15 protein-coding genes are annotated in these 18,524 nt (G+C 53.7%); 2 read left to right on the top strand and 13 right to left on the bottom strand.

The annotated features are described in order from the left end of the window. Window position 1 precedes the first annotated feature (1 nt). From OQ371_RS13695 to pth, 8 genes are all read right to left on the bottom strand, one after another. Window positions 2-148, bottom strand: coding sequence for a hypothetical protein (locus OQ371_RS13695; protein WP_265988527.1), 147 nt, complete (start codon window positions 146-148; stop codon window positions 2-4). Window positions 149-313: 165 nt separating this feature from the next. Beyond that, window positions 314-1,807, bottom strand: coding sequence for a capsule assembly Wzi family protein (locus OQ371_RS13690; protein ID WP_265988525.1), 1,494 nt, complete (start codon window positions 1,805-1,807; stop codon window positions 314-316). A 37-nt stretch (window positions 1,808-1,844) separates the two neighbouring features. Beyond that, on the bottom strand, window positions 1,845-4,103 hold the full coding sequence (locus OQ371_RS13685; protein WP_265988523.1) for a TonB-dependent receptor: 2,259 nt from the start codon (window positions 4,101-4,103) through the stop codon (window positions 1,845-1,847). A 169-nt stretch (window positions 4,104-4,272) separates the two neighbouring features. Next, on the bottom strand, window positions 4,273-5,637 hold the full coding sequence (locus OQ371_RS13680; protein WP_265988522.1) for a HupE/UreJ family protein: 1,365 nt from the start codon (window positions 5,635-5,637) through the stop codon (window positions 4,273-4,275). 16 nt (window positions 5,638-5,653) lie between these two features. Further along, on the bottom strand, window positions 5,654-6,769 hold the full coding sequence (locus OQ371_RS13675) for a DUF3500 domain-containing protein (RefSeq protein ID WP_265988520.1): 1,116 nt from the start codon (window positions 6,767-6,769) through the stop codon (window positions 5,654-5,656). 156 nt (window positions 6,770-6,925) lie between these two features. Further along, on the bottom strand, window positions 6,926-7,648 hold the full coding sequence (locus tag OQ371_RS13670) for a LytR/AlgR family response regulator transcription factor (RefSeq protein WP_265988519.1): 723 nt from the start codon (window positions 7,646-7,648) through the stop codon (window positions 6,926-6,928). Beyond that, window positions 7,627-8,829 (bottom strand): sensor histidine kinase, encoded by a 1,203-nt coding sequence (locus OQ371_RS13665; RefSeq protein ID WP_265988517.1) that lies wholly within the window; start codon window positions 8,827-8,829, stop codon window positions 7,627-7,629. Before OQ371_RS13665 ends, OQ371_RS13670 begins: the two co-directional genes overlap by 22 nt. Window positions 8,830-9,392: 563 nt before the next feature. After that, the gene (gene pth / locus OQ371_RS13660; protein WP_265988515.1) at window positions 9,393-9,953 is read right to left on the bottom strand and encodes an aminoacyl-tRNA hydrolase; all 561 of its coding nucleotides are present in this window, start codon (window positions 9,951-9,953) and stop codon (window positions 9,393-9,395) included. Window positions 9,954-10,070: 117 nt separating this feature from the next. Between pth and pyrR the strand changes: the two genes are divergently transcribed. Then, complete coding sequence (gene pyrR / locus OQ371_RS13655; RefSeq protein ID WP_265988513.1) at window positions 10,071-10,610, top strand: bifunctional pyr operon transcriptional regulator/uracil phosphoribosyltransferase PyrR; 540 nt, start codon at window positions 10,071-10,073, stop codon at window positions 10,608-10,610. Between the two features lie 6 nt (window positions 10,611-10,616). Here the strand turns inward: pyrR and OQ371_RS13650 are convergent, their stop codons facing one another. Next, on the bottom strand, window positions 10,617-10,892 hold the full coding sequence (locus OQ371_RS13650; RefSeq protein WP_265988511.1) for a hypothetical protein: 276 nt from the start codon (window positions 10,890-10,892) through the stop codon (window positions 10,617-10,619). 474 nt (window positions 10,893-11,366) lie between these two features. Between OQ371_RS13650 and OQ371_RS13645 the strand changes: the two genes are divergently transcribed. After that, entirely contained in the window at window positions 11,367-12,077 is a 711-nt protein-coding gene (locus OQ371_RS13645; RefSeq protein ID WP_265988510.1) for a head GIN domain-containing protein, read from the top strand. 90 nt (window positions 12,078-12,167) lie between these two features. Here the strand turns inward: OQ371_RS13645 and OQ371_RS13640 are convergent, their stop codons facing one another. The 4 genes from OQ371_RS13640 to OQ371_RS13625 all read right to left on the bottom strand — a co-directional run bounded on the left by OQ371_RS13640 (window position 12,168) and on the right by OQ371_RS13625 (window position 18,475). After that, window positions 12,168-12,707: a DUF3267 domain-containing protein gene (locus OQ371_RS13640; protein ID WP_265988508.1), complete on the bottom strand. Its 540-nt coding sequence runs from the start codon at window positions 12,705-12,707 to the stop codon at window positions 12,168-12,170. Window positions 12,708-12,909: 202 nt separating this feature from the next. After that, window positions 12,910-16,041 (bottom strand): efflux RND transporter permease subunit, encoded by a 3,132-nt coding sequence (locus OQ371_RS13635; RefSeq protein ID WP_265988507.1) that lies wholly within the window; start codon window positions 16,039-16,041, stop codon window positions 12,910-12,912. A gap of 11 nt (window positions 16,042-16,052) precedes the next feature. Next, window positions 16,053-17,108, bottom strand: coding sequence for an efflux RND transporter periplasmic adaptor subunit (locus OQ371_RS13630; protein ID WP_265988506.1), 1,056 nt, complete (start codon window positions 17,106-17,108; stop codon window positions 16,053-16,055). Window positions 17,109-17,146: 38 nt separating this feature from the next. After that, window positions 17,147-18,475 (bottom strand): TolC family protein, encoded by a 1,329-nt coding sequence (locus OQ371_RS13625; protein ID WP_265988505.1) that lies wholly within the window; start codon window positions 18,473-18,475, stop codon window positions 17,147-17,149. Window positions 18,476-18,524: the final 49 nt, after the last annotated feature.

Below are 18,524 nucleotides of genomic sequence, written 5' to 3'. Positions count from 1 at the left end.
ATCAGTCGTCATTCAGGCCGACAGGATCGCCCGCCGGAATAACCGTGGTCTGCAAAATCCGCACACGCAAGCGGTTCGGGGTTACAATCGGAATGAGGTTGCCCGAAGCTGTTCCACTCCTTAAATAGAAAGCGCAGAAAGGGTCCATTCCCCCGTGTAACAACCGCGCCCGTCCGATGTTCAATACGCTTATTCAGGGGCTCGTCGTTGCGGTTACTTTAAAATAGTTTGGAGGAACCGCCCGCTCAAAGGAAGAAGAGAAGATGGGTTAAAAAGCTGAAAGCCAAAGCTGATCCAATTGAAACGCGTGCTTTTACCAGCGCCTGGTCAGACCGATGTACCCGCCCACGGTATTGTTCAGCAGCTTTCCCTGATCGACCGCCAGCGAGACATGGAGCTGAACACCGGGCCAGTTGCCTATGGGGGCCTGCGCGGCTATCAAACCCGAGAATTGACCGGGCGGCACGGCATACGGGGTTGAAAAAGTACCGTAATTCCGGCTGTAGGCCAGTCGGCTGGTCCAGTTGATGGAGCGAAAAAGCCGACCGCTCACTCCCACGTACCCCATTCTTACGCGGTTGTTGGGAAAGAAAGCGCCACTCTGCGCACGGGGCACCAACTCCCCTCCCGGCGCGACAAACGGGGTGCCCAGGCTCCGGCCCAGGTACGACCAGCCCTCGCGGTATTGCCCGTGGTTGTAGTAATTGTCGTTGCCCTGAAACCGGGCGCCCACCAGATCAAACGTAGGCCCGCTTTGATTTAGGGTACTGAGCACCTCCACAACCACCCGATTGAGCTGGACCACCCCACTGCCCGGCTTGCTTCTCGACCAGCTCAGGCCCGTCAGCCCATCCGGTGCGTTTATCCACAGCAGGCCGGACTGATCTTCGTAGAGGTGCTGGTGGTAAAGAAACCACTCGCCGGCCCGCGTGCTGATTTCAACGGCCAAGTCCATACTGCCGAGGTGGTTACCGATTCGGTAGGCCCCGTCAAAGCTGGTAAAGTCGTCGTTGTCCCAGGCCGTTGGGTTGATGGCCAGAATAACATCGTCGTAGTATTTAAACTGCGAAGGCAGCTTTCCATTAACCGCCACGTTCGATCCGATCAGATAATCGGCCCGGCCGCCCCACTGAACCTGATGGTTTAACCCGGCATGGACCCGTATCAGGCCAGTTGGTTTACCGAACCGCCAGTACAGGTATTTCTGATGCAGATAGGAACCCTGGATGTACGGCACATTAAACCAGCCGTGCGCGTAACCCGCGTTGATCGCCACCCAGTTTCTGAGAAATCCGAAAGGAACGTACCCCCGCGTTGCTAATTGCACTTTGGGAATGGGCAGTGCATTGTCGGAAACAACGACAGAGCCGGAAGAGAGCGTCGAATCACCCAGACCGATGGGTTGCCGCCAGCGTCCGGCCAAAAGCTCCAGCCACCCCCATTTTCCTTTCAGATACGCTTCGCCCAGCAACACCCGCGAAGGTGCCCCCGCATTGACCACCGGGTTCAGGCCAAACCCCCAATCGAGCCGCGATCGGCGTCTGTGAACCGTGTCGGAACGGGAATATTCTTTCCAGACGGCCGCCCGGACCGTAGCCGATGGCGTGTTTGACGGGGCCGTGCCGTATTGGTTCGCGCGCAGCCAGAACGGCTGGCTACGCGCAGTTCCCACCCAAGCACCCACATCAACCTGCGCCCGGATGCTCCGGCTGCTATCCACTCGCTGAGCAAGCCCGCAGGAGCTTATCAGGCCCACGGCCAGCCAACCAGCCACCAGTCCGATGATGATTCTGCGCCGTTGTGGCATCTGTACGGAGGGATCAGGACAAGCGAACGGCATCGGCTTACCAAAAATACGTCAGGCTCAGCCGGGCAAAAAAGGGTGTGCCTGGCGTAAAATGGATTTCTTCCACCGGCTCGGCTTCGCCCTGCAACCGGCTTTCGGTCGCAAACTGCGTTTCTTTCCAACGTACGTTGAATAGATTCTGAACCGTCAGTCCCAGCGTGTAATGGCGCTTGCTGTAGTTGACTTGTAAATCATTGACGAAGTAGCCTTTGGCAACAATGCTATTGTCCTCGTTGGCCGGTCGGTTTGCCAGGTAGCGGTACCGCAACGAACCACTCCAGGGGCCAGCGTTCTGGAGCGATAGCCCGCCCACGGATGTAAACGTGGGCGCCAGCGGCAGATACACCTGACCGGCTTCGGCCCCGATGGCGCGCGGCCGGGTCGTATTTAGGTCCAGATCGGCATACAGCTTTGGGGTCAGTTGGTAACGCATCGACAGGTCGAAGCCGAAGCGACGGGTTTTGCCGCTGGGTTCTACCACGCCTTCGTCGCCCACGTATACGAACTCCTGTTGCAACCATAAATACCAGGCAGCCGCGTTGACAAGCAGTTTGGGAAACGGTTTGAAAATAGCGCCCAGGTCAGAGCCGTACGCCGGGGGCAAAATCTCCCGGCCATTCTGCGGCACAACCACCCGCGCGTCGTTGGAATGGAACCCCCGGCCCGTGTTCAGGTACAACTGCAAACCGGGATTGGCCGTGTAATACAGGTTTAGTTTGGGCGAAAGAACTCCCTGAGTGGCGTGTCTGACCGTGACGGGCGCGGCCCGTAAATCCTCGTACTGGCTGCGAAAAAAGTCGTACCGCACGCCCGCGTTCACGCTAAACCGGTCGGTTACCTGCACGAGTTCGTCGGCGTACAGGGCCGCGTTGATTTCGTTGATGTTGCCGTATTGAATCCGATCCAGCGTCTCCACCCGGTTTCGGGTGTGCGACAATTCGGTTCCCCGCGTCAGATCCTGGCGGTATTGGGCTCCCAGGGTCGTTGTCCACTGGCTCCGGCCAACGGCGGTCTGGGTCGAATAACTGCCATTGTAACCAAACAAGTTTCGGTTTTCTTTCTGCCGAATCTGATCGCCGTTCAGGCTGTCGTTGAGGAAAAAGGTAAAGTTGGAGTACAACTCAAAGTTGTAGTTGCTATAAAAAAACTGGTTTTTAATGGTGTGGTTGCGGGGCGTTACCGTCACCAGTTGTGCATTGACATTCGTCCGGCTGGTTTCGCCCCCCTCCGAGGGGTCAATGGAACCAAACCATCCGATCAGGTCTGATTCTACCGCCCGGTCGGGAATCTGGCCGGAATGATTCCACTTGCTCCAGAAGGTCGAACCCGTCAGCGTCAGGTGGGTGTTCGGCGACAGGTGCCCGTGGTATTTACCCTGAATATTAAACCGTTTGAAGTTTTGCGGGTGCTCGAAGTACGAGTCCGAATAAGAGTACTCCGAAGCCAGGTAAGCCGACTGATTTTTAGCCCGACCGGCCTGCCCCAGCAAGTCCAGCCCGGCTACGGCCCGGAAAGTGCCGTACTGCCCACCCTCCAGTTTGACAAAACTTTTGTCCAAGGTGGTGCGGGTTCGGAAGTTGGCCCAGCCCGCAGTGGTAAAATTCCCTTTGTCGGTCGAGTAAGGACCTTTTTTAAAGTCGACGGCTTCCACCAGTTCAGGAATGACAAAGTGCAGATCGGCGTAGCCCTGACCGTGGGCGTGGGAAACCATATTGACCGGCATGTCATCAACCGTCAGACGGATGTCGGTCCCGTGGTCGATGTCGAAGCCGCGCAGAAAAATCTGTTCGGCTTTTCCGCCCCCCGCGTGCTGGCCGATAAACAAGCCCGGCACCATCCGCAAAATTTCCTGTGAGTTGGTGATGGGCCGCAACCGAATGTCGAGACTGCTGATCAGTTGCTGATCGTGGGCTTTCAGGGCCGAAACCGTTACGGCGTTCAGCGTCACCGGTGCCGTCGACAGGCGGGTCTGGACGTGGGTGGTCTGGTCGTCAAAAACCGTAACGTCCTGCACGAAAGGCCCGTAGCCTACGTGCGAAAATTCGACTTTGTAAGGAGAAGCGACCAGCCCGTGAAACCGGTAGCGCCCCAGTTCGTCGGTGAGGGTGGCTTTTCCAAGTCCCACCAGTTGAACCGTTACCGACCGTAAGGGCAGGCCGGTTGTTCCGTCGACAACCGTACCGGTGAGGGTTCCGAGGTGGGCATATGCAACCCGCGTGATGAGCAGCAGGAAAAACGCGAGAAATGGTGATTTCATGTGTAATCCGTTTGATGACCCAACCGTGGCAATGGCGTGTAAACGACCACTTCAATCAGGCCCTATAGTAGCTGAAGCAGTCCGTGATCGGCAAGCTACCGGAGTAGGAGCCTGGGGTTCAACAATAAGAAGTAAAGGATTGGAAGCTCCCAGCGAACCGGGCCGTAAGTTAGGATGAAAAAGGCAGTTTTCCGGCCGAATTTGTTCGCCAGGTGCAAAATAAAGCCAGCAGGGCCAGCAGCGCCAGCAAGCAAGGAGCTTGGGTAGCAGCCTGTTCAATCCCCCGGGTCAGCGGGTTAACCCGACCAGACACGCGTTCAGCCACCCAGGCCAGGGCTGCCACTGCCGCCAGCAGGGCGCCCGTCAGCCGAACCGCCGGATAAGCCGGTGTACGACTGAGCAGCATCAGCCAGGGAATGGTCAGGACAATTACGAAAAGTTGCATGAGTTCGATGCCCAGGTTGAAACCCAGGATGCTGAGCGCCAGCAGACCGGTTTCCAGGTGCAGATTCGCCAGTGTATCCGCAAAAGCCAGCCCGTGCACCAGTCCGAAACCAGCCGCTATCCCCGTTTCCCGACCGATCGCCGTCCGGTTGGCAAACAGGGGTCGCACGGCGTGGCTGGCCGACACCAGGATGGAAACCGCAATGAGCACTTCAACGGGTTGTGATGGCAGCCGCACCCAACCCAGCGTTCCCAGCAGCAGCGTCAGCGAGTGCCCGAGGGTAAAAGCCGTTATGACCCGCAGCAGGCGTTTGAGGCTGTAACGAACTCCGCCAAACCGGCTCCATCGCCCGTTGTGGATCAAGAGCGGAGCGGGCAGCAGCAGAACCAGCAAAAACAGCAGATGGTCGGTGCCTTCGCCAATGTGGTGGATGCCGAGTTGGACCATCGCCCGAAAACCAGTCCAATTGCTGCCGGGTCCCAGATTGACAACCAGGGGTTCAACCCGGTTATGGACAATATCCAATTCAATGACGCCCACCTGCGCCGGCGTTTCTTCGGCCAACTGCCCGCGCGCCCAATCCTGCTGGACCGAAACCAGAATCTTGTGGGTAATTACCTGGTGGAGCACCGCATCGTAGTGAAGCACAAACCGCCGAACCTCTCCCGCCGACCGGGCAGAACGGCCCGGCGGAAAAAACTGAAGCTTAGCCGTCAGCTCGCGGTACAGGCCGTTGATTGGATTCCGGGTTTCCTGAACCTGCAAAGCCCCGATGGACACCTTCCAGGGCTGGCCAGCGGGCGTTTGAGGACGAACGTGCCGGATCAGGTAAGTCCGTAGGGAAGGTCCCAGCCGCTCCACCAACCGCACAGCGGAATCATGAACCGACTGCCCAATAGCCGCCTGTAGCTCGCTCAGCGGAATTTGCACCTCAGCATCAATGTGGTCGGCATGGACCGTCAGCAGGACTACCGAGTTAGGCATGGGGTGCGCCCGGGTCGTGTTGGGCAGCAGGCCCGCGACCAGACTGGTCAGCAGGAGCATCAGCCATCCGGTCGGACGGCCGATGCGACGAAGCAAGTGTTTCACAATCACTGAGTTTTGCTTAGTTTCCACCGTAGTCCGTGGTACGATCCCGCCAGACCGAGTGCGGATGCGGTACCCCCCGAATCACAATACCGCCCTGGTACGAAAACTCGATCCATACATCAGGCCCGTCAATGCGGATGTAATCGTTCTGGGCCGTCACGGACGTTGTACCCGAATACGCGATGTAGGTATTATCCAACCCCGAGGTGTATCTGGCCAATACCGTCGCGGCCGTTTCACTATCCAGATCATTGACGTAGAGCTTGATGGCGTTGAGCACCAGCGTTTTCTGAGCCGCCGTCAGGCTACCTACTTTCAGGCCCTGTTTGGCGGTTGGAAACTTTCCGTCCTGGCCGGGCCCCAGCAGAACGTCGGAAAACGTGGACGAAAGTTTGGCCGTGGTTTGCTCGCTGCTGCTCAAACCGCCCAGCATAGCGGCAAAAGCCTGGCGTTCTTGCTCAATGGGCTGGTAGGTCCGGTTGTTGGCCGTTACCGTCGCCATCGGTTCCACAGCCCGGAACGAAGGGGTTACCCCGGTTACCTGCCCACCGTTGTAGGTATTGGCAAAGGTGTAGTGGTGGCCGCCAAACTGCAACTCCCACAATCCCGAGGTGCTGGGCGTACCCAGAAAAGCCAGGTAAAAGTTGCCGGCTCCGTACTCCGAACCTCCCCCGTTGGCGTTCAGGTAATCGTCGGCGGCCAGGTCGCCCACCATTTCGTCGTAGCCCTCGTTGGTGGTCCCCTGCGCCAGCACGGCCTGCATCAAGGCCCGGAAAGCCGCCAATTGGGTGTCGCTGAGCGAAGACAGAGCAAGGCCCACCCGGTTTCGGTAAAGTCCCTCGGGTAAATTCGACCAGCGCTGCGCGTTGGATTTGCTGTAGGTTAGCTGCACGCTCGCCAGTTGGCTGGCATCGAGCGTTGTTTTAAAGGCTTCGGCCAGACAAACCACTTTGGCCACGCCGGTCGTGGTGGCGCAACTGGTGGCTGTGGTCGTGGCTGATAATACCTCGGTGATGCCCGACGAAGTTTCCCCCGTGTCGGGCGTCACATCGGAATCATCGCTTGAGTTGCAGCCCACCAGAAGACAGGTGAATAACAGAATGCCGCTCGCGGCTTTACCAATCGTATTCATAAATTTTATTTGAATGAACGCGCAAAGAGAAAGCCTTCGCACATAGTCAAAGTTCGCTCAAAGCCCCGGTAACCGGGAAAATGTGTGGTCAAGCGTTCTGTTTTCGGGGCGACACTGCTGCCTTTGTGGCGAATGGGGTAAAAACAGGGGTGAATCCTACTTTCGGAAGCGGGTAAAAAAATCTTTTTCGTAACTGCTTCCGATGGGAATGTCCTCCTCCCCGATCAGGACCATCTTGTTGCGAACCGCCTGAATTTTGTCGAGCGCTACGATGTAAGAGCGGTGAACCCGGACAAAACTTCCCGCGGGCAGTTTATCCAGCATGGCTTTCATGGTAAGCCGTACGACCAGGGGCCGCTCCTGACTTCGATGAATTTTCAGGTAATTGTCCAGTCCTTCCACAAAGAGAATGTCGGCTACCGCCACTTTCACCAATCCGTAATCGACCCGGAAAAAGAGCTGGGGGAACTCCGGACCTTCGCGTCCTTCGTTGGTGGATTGCCGGAGCGCCCGCAACCGCGTCTGGGCCCGCTGCACCGCCTGACTGAATCGCTCATAAGTAAACGGTTTCAGCAGGTAATCAACGGCTTCCACATCGTAACTCTCGACGGCAAACTCACTGTAAGCCGTGGTAAAAATAACCAGTGTTTGCTGATTGATGGTCTTGAAAAACGCCAGTCCGGACTCGCGGGGCATGTTGATATCCAGAAAGATCAAATCAACGGGATGGTCTTCCAGATACAGCCGGGCTTCGCCGGTACGGGTAAATGTTTTCACCAGATCTACCGAATCGATGCGGCCACAGAAGGCATCGATAACATCCAGCGCGGGGCGCTCATCATCCAGGGCAATGGCTTTCATCGGGACAGCGAGAGACATAAGGTGACGCGGAAATGGGTTAGTGTGTTGTCGATGGTCAACTCGTGCGCATCCGCATACAGAAGCCGTAGCCGCTCCCGGGTATTTTGCAGTCCGATGCCCGTGGATTCTTCCAGCGGACTAACCTGCACCTTATTGTTGGCAACATACAGCCGCAGTTGGTTATCCTGGATGCGGAGGTGAATGACAATCCGCGAATCTTCCTCGGGGTTGACGCCGTACTTGAACGCATTTTCCACAAAAGAAAACAGCAGCAACGGGGCGATTTGCCAGCTCTGCACCTCCCCTTCCAGCTGATAGTCGACCTCAACGGCGTCGCGCAGCCGGGCCTTCTGCAGATCGATGTAATTGGCCATGTAATTGATCTCGGTCGCCAGCGGCACCCTGTCGCGGTGGGCATCGCGAATAATGTACCGCAAAAATTCTGAGAGCTTCACAATCGTGTCAGCCGTGCGCTCATCGTTGCGGATGGCCAGCGCGTAAATGCTGTTGAGGGTATTAAAAAGAAAGTGGGGCTGTATCTGCGCTTTGAGCTGCCGCAATTCGGCCTGCAATTGATCGTTTTCGACCTGACGAAGCCGGGTGGCCGTCTGGACCGAGATCGAAATCAGGGTACTCACGCTGCCAAGCAGGAAAAAAATGGCTAATTTAACCGGTAACAGCAGGGTAAATGGCTGGTTGCGCCGGTGGTTTCCCGGCCGCCTGGCCGAAAAGTGGCCGTCCGGCGAAGCTGGTCTTCTCTGCGCATCCGATGGGTTGACCAAGCGTTGGCGTTGGCTGGTTCGTAAATCGATTGGACGCCCGTAAGGAGGTTCTAACATCATTTCCTCCACAAAAATCTGACGGGCCCAGGCCAGCGGGGTGTTTTCCTGGGGCGGTTTAAAGAAAAACCACTGCTCAATCCGGTAAGGAAGGTAAGCCGCTCCGAACACGCAGCTAATCGCAACAAAAATATACCGCCGGTACTGTTTGTCCAAAAACCAGCTGGGAACGAACGCGGTATGGTTAAAGTACGAGAAAAGAAGGAGAAACAGATACGCTAAACCGTTCTGAATAAGGTGGTCGTGTGGATTCAACGGCCGCCAGCTTACGCCCATGTACGCAAAATACAGCAGAGGAAGAAACGCTAAAGCCGCCCCAACCAATAGGTGTATCCCATACTTTTTCAACCAGCCTGCCATTCCTGAAGAAGATGAGTTACAAAAGTAATACAACCTTCGCACAGGCCGGAACAAAAGTGGTTGATGGGCTGAATGTTGGGGTCAATAAAGAAGAGCGAGATAGGCAATGATATGGGCTAAAAAAGATAAAGCCTCCCGATCATTGCGAGAGGCTTTATACTGACTATTCCTAAACCCTTAACCTTTTCTTTTTTTAAGATTTTACCTTCTCAACTGACCCGTTTGCCAGAATAGTTCTGAAGCAATTGTCTTTAAGACGTGGTGTCGTTGGGGAAGTAACAAACTAAAATCAGAATTCACTAAGTTAACTTAATATTTCCTGATTTTGTTCAATTGCTCTTCTGTTGAAGGACAATGCAAATATCGCAATAAATTTTAAGAGTACAAATTTTATTTTAAAAAATTTCCTATACCGCTAGGGGGTATGCTATTGATTTGTAATTGGTTATATTAGTCTGTATACACTTTTTGAGCGGTATAGTAAAACAAAATACTACAAATTACGCAATTTGACCAAAGGAAATTTTTATTTTCAAAATTGAAAAAATCTTTAATAAATTATATTATTGGTTGAAAAAATTCATCGTATGCTGTAACCCAGAAGTACAAAAACTGATTGCGGCATCTCCCGCCCGGTCAAGGTGCTGGGGCAGTTCCTGCATTTCTTCTTCGGGAAACTGGCCCAACACAAAATCAACCTGACGACCTTTCGAAAAAGCGTTCCCGATTCCGAACCGAAGCCGGGCATACTCCTGGGTTCCCAACACCTCATCAATATTCCGCAGTCCGTTGTGCCCGCCCGGCGACCCTTTAGGCTTCAGACGCAGCTTACCGAATGGCAAATCTTTGTCATCCGTAATAACTAACAGATTTTCAACTGGTATGTTTAATTGCTTGAGGTACGAGCTAACGGCCCGTCCGCTCAGGTTCATGTACGTAGTTGGTTTGATCAGGTGAATGATTTTTCCCTTGTATCGCCACTCCGCTGTATACGCCAGCCGGTTGAGGGAGAAACTAAAACCATGTTGGGCTGCCAGACGGTCCAACACCATAAAACCGGCGTTGTGGCGAGTCAGCATATACTCCGGACCGATGTTGCCAAGCCCGGTAATGAGGAATTTCATGGAAAACTGCGTTAAAATGTCTGTCGATCCTTACCGGATGCAAAGTTCGCAGAAACAATTCAACAAAAAACACCCCTCTAAAACCGAAAACTGGAAACCGACTACTATCTTTCGTTCATGAACCAGAAACGTCTTATCCTCGCCAGCCCGCTATTGGAAATTGTCATCAGCCGGTTGTGCCAGGAACTGATTGAAAATCATCAGGATTTTACTGATACCGTCGTTTTGGGCATGCAACCGCGCGGTATTTATTTCGCAAAACGCATTGTAGCCGAGCTCAATCAAACCTTACAGAACGATATTCCGCTGGGCTCACTGGACGCTACCTTCTACCGGGACGATTTCCGCCGTCGCGACTTGCCACTGCGGCCTAACACGACAAACGTCCCCTTCCTGATTGAAGATAAAAAAGTTATTCTGGTTGACGATGTAATTGCGACGGGCCGGATGGTTCGGGCTGCGCTGGACGCGATGACGGCTTTTGGGCGGCCCCGGTCCGTGGAACTGCTGGTGCTGATCGACCGGCGGTACAACCGTGACTTGCCGATTAAAGCTGATTACATCGGCAAACGCGTGAATACACTCGAATCGCAGCGGGTGCTGGTTGAATGGACCGAGCAAGGCACTGAAACCGACCGCATCTGGCTGATGGAATAAATCCGCTTAGTCGGCGTAGCTCATGGCTTCCAGGGAGAAGCGTCTTTCGTTGGTCTTTAACCAGACGTTAACACCGTTCGAGATTTGTTCGTCATTCAGGGTCGTGCCCCGTTGAATCAGGGTAGCCAGCAATTCGGGATCGGCCTCCATCTCAATAAAGGCCAGTGTTAGTCCGTTGATGACGTTGTTTTTTACCCGGATATGGTATTGCACCAAGCTGTCGATGATGATACCGGAGAATGCTGCCAGCAGAACGATCAGGGAAACGATTAAGTAAGTCATGGTTACGGTGGGTAAGAATGGTTAAAACTAGTTTTGTTAATTCGGCTGCCCCGGGGGAGCGTTACTGCCTGTTGTTAAATGGTGTTGCTGTTGAATTGTGATACCAAATTGGGTAAATCATTTGTCAACACCAAACGGAATACCCCTAAAAGGCATGATTTTAATCATATTCTAATCGCTCCGATCCTGCCTTAATCCTGCTTTAATCGTTTTAGCGCATTTTAGGCCATTTCTGAGCTGGAAACGGCTTTTTAGTGGAGCACACAGATTTCAATACTTAAGTAGTTACCGAACTAAATAATTGAGTAAACTAACTCACTCTTCTTTTAAAATACGGTTACTAGCCAAGGCAATCCCGAACCACGGGCTCCCAGTTTTTTTTCAGTTTTTTTAATACCGCGTAGGGGTCTTTCGCCGGATGCGGGTCATAACAGCATACAACAACAGATACGTTCACCCATTGCTATGACAGCTATGAAATTCTCCACCCTCTTATCCGTATTCTTTATTGCTACGCTGGTTGTACTGACCTCCTGCGACTTTGAGCGCGTCGGGCCATACGAAGAAGATGATCGCACTTACGGCCTGACTAATTTTGACCGGCTCGACATGGGCAGCGCTTTTAATGTGACGGTTCGGGAAGGAAGCAATTTTACCATTGAAGCCCGCGGAAACCGCCGGGATCTCGACGATCTCGATATTTACACCAGCAACGGTACGCTTCACGCCAACTACCGTAATAACCACCGAAACCGCCGGTACGATATGCGCATCACGATCGTCATGCCGACGCTCCGCGGGGTCGATTTCTCCGGAGCCTCCCGTTCGGAAGTATACGGTTTCCAGGGATTGCGCGAGTTGGATATTAAACTGACGGGAGCCTCCCGCGCGGAGTTTGATGTGGATGCTGACCGCACAAATATCGACCTGTCGGGGGCGTCGGACCTGGATCTGATGGGGGCCAGCGGAATTCTGAACGGCGAGTTGTCGGGCGCCAGCAAACTGGAAGCGTTTGATTACCCCGTCGATGAAGCGGAACTGGATTTGTCGGGCGCCAGCTCGGCCCGGGTTCGGGTAGCCAAACGGCTAGATATAACGGCCAGTGGCGCCAGCAGCGTACGGTACCGGGGAACCCCCGAACTGCGGTCCCGTCTGTCGGGGTCCAGCACCGTGCGGCAGGATTAAACCCGTTTTAATAATTTTTTTGTGAACCAAAGCGTTGCTCTTCCCAGGCGGGGCAACGCTTTTTTATTGAAGCTTCGGGATGCGGCAGGGCTAAATTTGGTCAGCGGCCCGGGCTTCACTCACCAGCAGGCCAACCTGAGAAGGATGATCCTGCACCCGTTGCTCGTCGGCTAGGGAGCGCATCAACCACAGGATCATCAGATCACCGCTGGCAGCCAGGGTAAAAAACACCCCCAGCGCTAACAGGATGACGCTACCGGAAAGCAGGGCCACGGCATACGGTATCAGCCCTAGCACAATCAACGGCATAGCCACCACCACCCGGTACGTCTTGGCGGGTAATGCCCTGATAGGATGGCAATAAGGCGTCAGACTCTTCCACTGAACGCCAAACCGAATATCCGACCAGTTTAATCGCCCATACCAAAATGCGGTGAGTCCATGAATCAATTCATGAATGACGCTGCCCACCAAAAATCCCGCGATGAGCAGAGCATACTCCGTGAGCGTCGACGGTTTCAAGGTTTCAAAATCTAGGGACCAGAGCAGATAGAAAGGCAAAACCAGTAGAGGAAGGCCCAGTAGAAAAGCGAGTCCTCCGTAAAGCTGAGCTTTTAACGTGGGAATCATAAGCTGTTGAGTCGACATTAGTTGTGGGGCATTTACCCGGTTATAAAAACTAAAGTACTCAATACTGCTCAATTTACGCGTGAGATGCAGCATTTTAAGGCGTTCTAACAAAGAATGACACCGTACCCTCTTCTCCTAAAAAAAACACCCGGAACCCGCTTGTATTGCGGGTTTCGGGCGTTTCAGTTATTCATGGGCAAACTTAGTCGATGGCTTTCGCGACTTCGAGTTCCTGCGGTTTTTTCGGTTTTACTTTTTTACCGCTGAAACGGGCAATCAGACGGTCGATGACCAGATACATCGACGGCACCACCAACAGCGTGAGGAGCATCGAAGAGGTCAGACCACCGATAATAACCCAGGCCATACCGTTTTTCGTTTCCGCACCGGCCCCGCTGGCCAGTGCAATCGGCAACATACCCAAAATCATCGCCAGCGTCGTCATCAGAATCGGGCGCAGACGCTCTTTACCGGCTTCAATCAGGGCATGAATAACGTCGTGTCCTTCTGCTTTCAACTGGTTGGCAAAGTCGACGATCAGGATGGCGTTTTTCGCCACCAGACCGAGCAACATAATCATACCGACAATCGAGAACACCGTCAGGCTTTCCATCGTCAGCGCCAGGGCCAGCAAGGCACCGACCAGGGCCACCGGAATCGAGAACAGGACGACGAACGGATAGACCACACTTTCATACAGCGCCACCATGATGAAGTACACCAGCAGAATGGCAATGCCTAACGCCAGACCCAAGCTACCGAAGGCATCGGATTGTTGCTGCAACTGACCCAGATACTGGATGGAAACGCCTTCCGGCAGTTTCACCTGTGCCATTTTGGCCTGAATGTCGGTCCCCACCGTACCGACCGGACGACCCACAACCTGGGCGTTAACCGTTACCGACGAAAGCCGGTCGATCCGTTCCAGAACGCTCTCCCCGATTTGTTCCTGCACCTGGGCAAACTGCGACAGTTCGAAGGATTTACCCTGGTTGTTCACAAACGTCAGGCGGCTGATGTCGTTGGCGTTGGTCCGGTCAAAACGGTCCAGACTAATCAGGATGTCGTACTCGTTACCACCTTGTTTAAACTTCGACTGATCATTACCCCGGAAAGCGTTTTGCAGCGCAATCCCCACGTCGGAAGCATTGATTCCCAGTTGGGCCATTTTCTCCCGGTCGAGGTTTACGGTCACTTCCGGCTTCGGATCTTTCACCGAATACTTCACGTCCTGCGTTCCCGGTACGGATTTCGTCACGTTCAGAACCGTGGCAGCCGCTTCCCGAATGTCTTTCAGGTTGGTTCCCTTCACCGCAATCTGGATTGGAGCCTGCTGCGCCCCTACGATACCGACCGGACTTACCGTTACTTTCGTTCCCGGAATCCGGCCAACTTCATCTTTCAGAATCTGACCAAACTCTTCCGTCGAGATCGTACGGTTTTTCTTATCAATCAATTTTACGTTGATATCGGCGATGTTGCTGTTTGACGAAGTGGCAATACCGCTACTGGTGTACCCCACGTTCGTAAAGACATTGGTCACTTCCGGGTGCTTCATGATGATCTGCTCCGCCCGTTGCGCTACGGCATTGGTTTGGTAGATCGAAGCCGTTGGCGCCAGTTCAATGTTAACCGCCATCTCACCCATGTCACTCTGCGGCATGAACGCTCCCCCGATAAAACCGGCGGGTACCAGCGCAATCGAGCCGACCAGCAGGGCAATCGTTGCCAGGAAAATATACCGTTTATGGCCCAGCACCCACGCCAGCACCCGTCCGTACCATTCCGTTAAGCGGCTGATCATGTTTTCGAAGCCCAGGTTCAGGCGGCCCCACAGGGAGTTCCGGCTCAGGATTTCAATTTTACCGAACCGCGAAGCCAGCAAGGGCGTCAGCGTAAACGATACCAACAAACTCATCAGGGTTGAGAACACGACCACCAGGGCAAACTCGCGGAGGATGTTCCCGATCAAACCGCCGGTCATCGCCAGCGGCACGAATACCACCACGTCCACCAGCGTAATGGCGAGGGCCGTAAAGCCGATCTCACTCCGACCGTCCAGGGCCGCCGTACGCTTGTCTTTCCCCATTTCGAGGTGGCGGTTGATGTTTTCCAAGACCACAATCGAGTCATCGACCAGGATACCCACCACCAGCGAAAGGGCCATCAACGTCATCAGGTTCAGCGAGAAACCCATCAGGTACATCAGCGCAAACGTCGGAATCATGGACGAAGGCAGCGCCACCAGAACGAACATAGCCGACCGGAAGCTGTGCAGGAACAGGAGCATCACCACCGATACAATCACAATAGCCAGCCCCATATCGAACACTACCGCATCCGCCGAAGCCAGTGTATAAACCGACTGGTCAGCGGCAATGTTGAATTTCAGGTTGATGTTGCTGTACTGCTTTTCGAGCTGCTTGATGCGCTCCTGCGTCAGCTGGCTCACCGATACCGCGTTGGCATCCGATTGTTTCTGAATCTGCAAACCGATGGACGGCTGGGCATTGATGTGGTTGATGGCCGTCGGTTTCGTGGTTGCATCCACCACTTCCGCTACATCTTTCAGCAATACTTCACTGCCGTTGGTCCGGCGGGCAACGATCAGGTTCCGCATCCGGTTTGTCGTTTCGACCGACGCATCAAAGCGAATCGAAAGCTGCGACTCCCGGGTTTCCAACTGACCGGCTGGATAGCTGGTGTTGGCCGCTGCGATGGCTTGCGACACCTGCCCGATTGACAGACCGTAAGCGCGCAGTTTTTCCTGGTTAACGTTTACTTGAATCTCGCGCTCGTTGCCCCCGATGACGTTCACCTGACCCACCCCCGCTACGTTTGATAACTGCGGTTTGATGTTGTCATCAATGAGGTCATACAAGGCGGTTGGCGACAGGTTGGCCGTCACCCCCATCCGCAGAACCGGAAGTTCGTCGGTCGAAAACTTGTTAATGATTGGCCGGTCTGCCTGGTCAGGTAACAGGTTCAGAACCTGCTCTACTTTCCGCTGCGCATCCTGTTGGGCCAGGGTTGTACTAACGCCATTTTTCAACTGAACAATAACGATAGAAGCACCTTCCTGCGACGTTGACGTCATGCGGTCCAGCCCTTCGAGCGACGACAGGGCATCCTCGATTCGCTTGGTTACGTTGGTTTCTACCTCGTCGGCCGAAGCCCCCCGATAGGTTGTGGCCACGCTGATCACGTTGGCTTCAAACTTCGGCAACAAGTTGTAAGACAACTGCTGGTAGCTCAGCGCACCGAACAGAATCAGTACGATGAAGACCGTAAGGATCAGCAGCGGTCGTTTGACGGCTATTTCGGATATAGACATGATTTTCTTCCTTATTTAGTGATTTGCACGGGTTTGCCGTCACTTAGGTTCAATTGACCGGTGGCCACCACCTGATCCCCAGCCGACAGGCCTTCCAGCACTTCAATGGTATCGCCAAACTCGCGTCCTACTTTAATCTTACGTTGTTTAGCCACATTGCCTTCCACTACGTATACGTACGGGTTTTTGATGCTTTCCACCAGCGCAATACGCGGAATCTGCAAGGCTTTCTGATTGGATTTCTGCGAGAAATCCGCATTGACAAACGTTCCGGCTTTCAGACCGTTCGCTGCCGTCAGCGTGATTTCGACCGGGTAGTTGTGCTCATCCGTTCCCTGCGGAGCGATGTACGAGATCTGACCGCTGAAGGTTTTGCCCGGGAAAACATCCGCCGTAATCCGGACGGGCTGGCCCTTACGCAGTTGGTATACGTCACTTTCGTTCACCAGTACGTTAACTTTCAGACGGTTTACATCCAGGACCGTGCCCAATACCGTGCCCGGAGAAATGTACTCACCCGGTTCAATGTCTTTCTTTACAATCTGACCGCTAATCGGCGCTTTCACGTTGGCATCCAGAATCTGCTTCCGGATCTGCTCGGCCTGATTGACGGCATTCTCGTAATTGAACTTCGTTTCGTTCACCTGAATTTCGGTGGTGGCGTTACCGGCCAGCAGCGTATTGTAGCGGTTCACGTCTTTTTTGAGTTTATCGATGTTCAGCTGCGTGGCTTCCAGCGAAAGTTCTCTCAGTTTGTTGTCCAACTGAACCAGAACCGCCCCCTGGCGAACCTGCGAGCCCAGATCGAAATTAACCTGCGTAACCCGACCGGCCGTCGTGGCCGTAATGTTAGCCTCTTTGAACGGAATCAGGTTACCGGTTTTCACCAGCTGCTGGCTAACCTCACCTTCTTCAACCTGCGTCACGGTCACCGGAATGGCAACATTGGTGTTGGTCGGCTGCTTGTTTTTCTCATCGATGGTCTTCTTATTCGAAGCCAGTCGGAAGCCGATGAGCGCAGTAACGGCCAGGAAGGCCACTACAACGAGGATAGTTGACTTTTTCATGGTGTTTTTCAGTTGTATTCTCTTTATGGTGTATTAAATCAGAGTTGATTATAAAAGGTTAACAACGTGCCCTGTGATTGTTCCAGATCAAGCCGGGCCTGGTAAAAATTAATGAGCGAATTGATGTAGTTCGACTGAGCCTGCCGGTACGAATTGTCGGCGTTGATCAGGTCCGTCAACGGTTTTGTTCCCTGCTTATATTGCAACGTAGTAATGTTGTATACTTCCTGAGCGAGCTTCACATTCCGATCGTCGTTCTGCACGTTGGCCTGCGCGCGCTGAATCTGCGACTGCGCATTGTTAAACTGAAGCTGGTAGGCCGCCGTATTCAGACGCTGCTGTTCTTCCTGCGTCAGTACGGTTAATTTTTGTTGCTGCACCTGCGCATCCCGCTGGAAACCGTCGAAGATGGGGATGTTCAACCGCAAACCGATACTCCCAAAACCAAGGAAGTTCTTGAACGCATTCTCAAACTGATTGGCGAAGTTGAGCGTACCGTAATTCGCCGAGAAGTTCAGGGTTGGCAGGTAACCGGCCCGTATGCGTTGCAATTGCAGGCGCTGTAATTCCAGGTTTTTTTCGCCCTGCTGGAAAGTAACCAGGTTCTTCGCATCAAACTGGCTTTGTTCAAACGCCGGTGCCACTTTCATCAGCAAGGAGTCCGACAGTGTCAGGGATTGATCCTGCGACAGACCCATCTGGTATTTCAGGCGGTTCAGGGCCAGATTCAGGTCATTTTCGGCCAGCGTCAGCTGCGAGCGCGTGTTGTTGAAGCTTACCTCCGTATTGGTATAGTCGACGGGTTGAATCACGCCGTTATCCCGTTGCAGCTTCAGGACGTTCAGCACCTGCTGGGTCCGCTCTAGATTGTCTTTTAAAAGCGCAATTTGCTGCTGGCTGATAAAAACCTGGTAGTAGTTACTGGCGATGTTATAAATAACGTCCTCCCGGGTTTGGCGCGTGTTCAGCTCGGCCAGTTGCTGATTAGGCTTGGCGGCTTTCAAACCCAGTAGAAGCGAACGGTCATAGATCGGCTGGCTCGCCTGAGCAACAACATTATTCTGGTACTTCTGCCCAAAAACAACCCGAATCGGTTCCGGCGTCAACGGCCCCGCTGGTATGATCGACGTTTGCAGCTTGACGTTGTCGGTGAAGGTGGCCGAACCCGACACCTGCGGTAAGTAGAGCCCCAGCGCCTGACGAGCCTGCTGATTAGCATTTTCAACCTGATACTGAGCAATCCGTACAGTCCCGAAGTGCTGAAGCCCGTAGTCGATGCATTTTTTCAGCGTCCAGTCCGTCTGCGCCCAGGCGGGAGCAGCGGCTGTGAGCAGCAAGGAGGCAGCAAAACTAAATAGCCTTTTCATAATTGTACTAAAAAAAGAAAAACTTAAATTGTGGATATGTCAACAGTAG

It is taken from the genome of Larkinella insperata (assembly GCF_026248825.1).
GTDB lineage: Bacteria > Bacteroidota > Bacteroidia > Cytophagales > Spirosomataceae > Larkinella > Larkinella insperata.
This window is presented reverse-complemented; position numbering and strand designations above follow the sequence as displayed.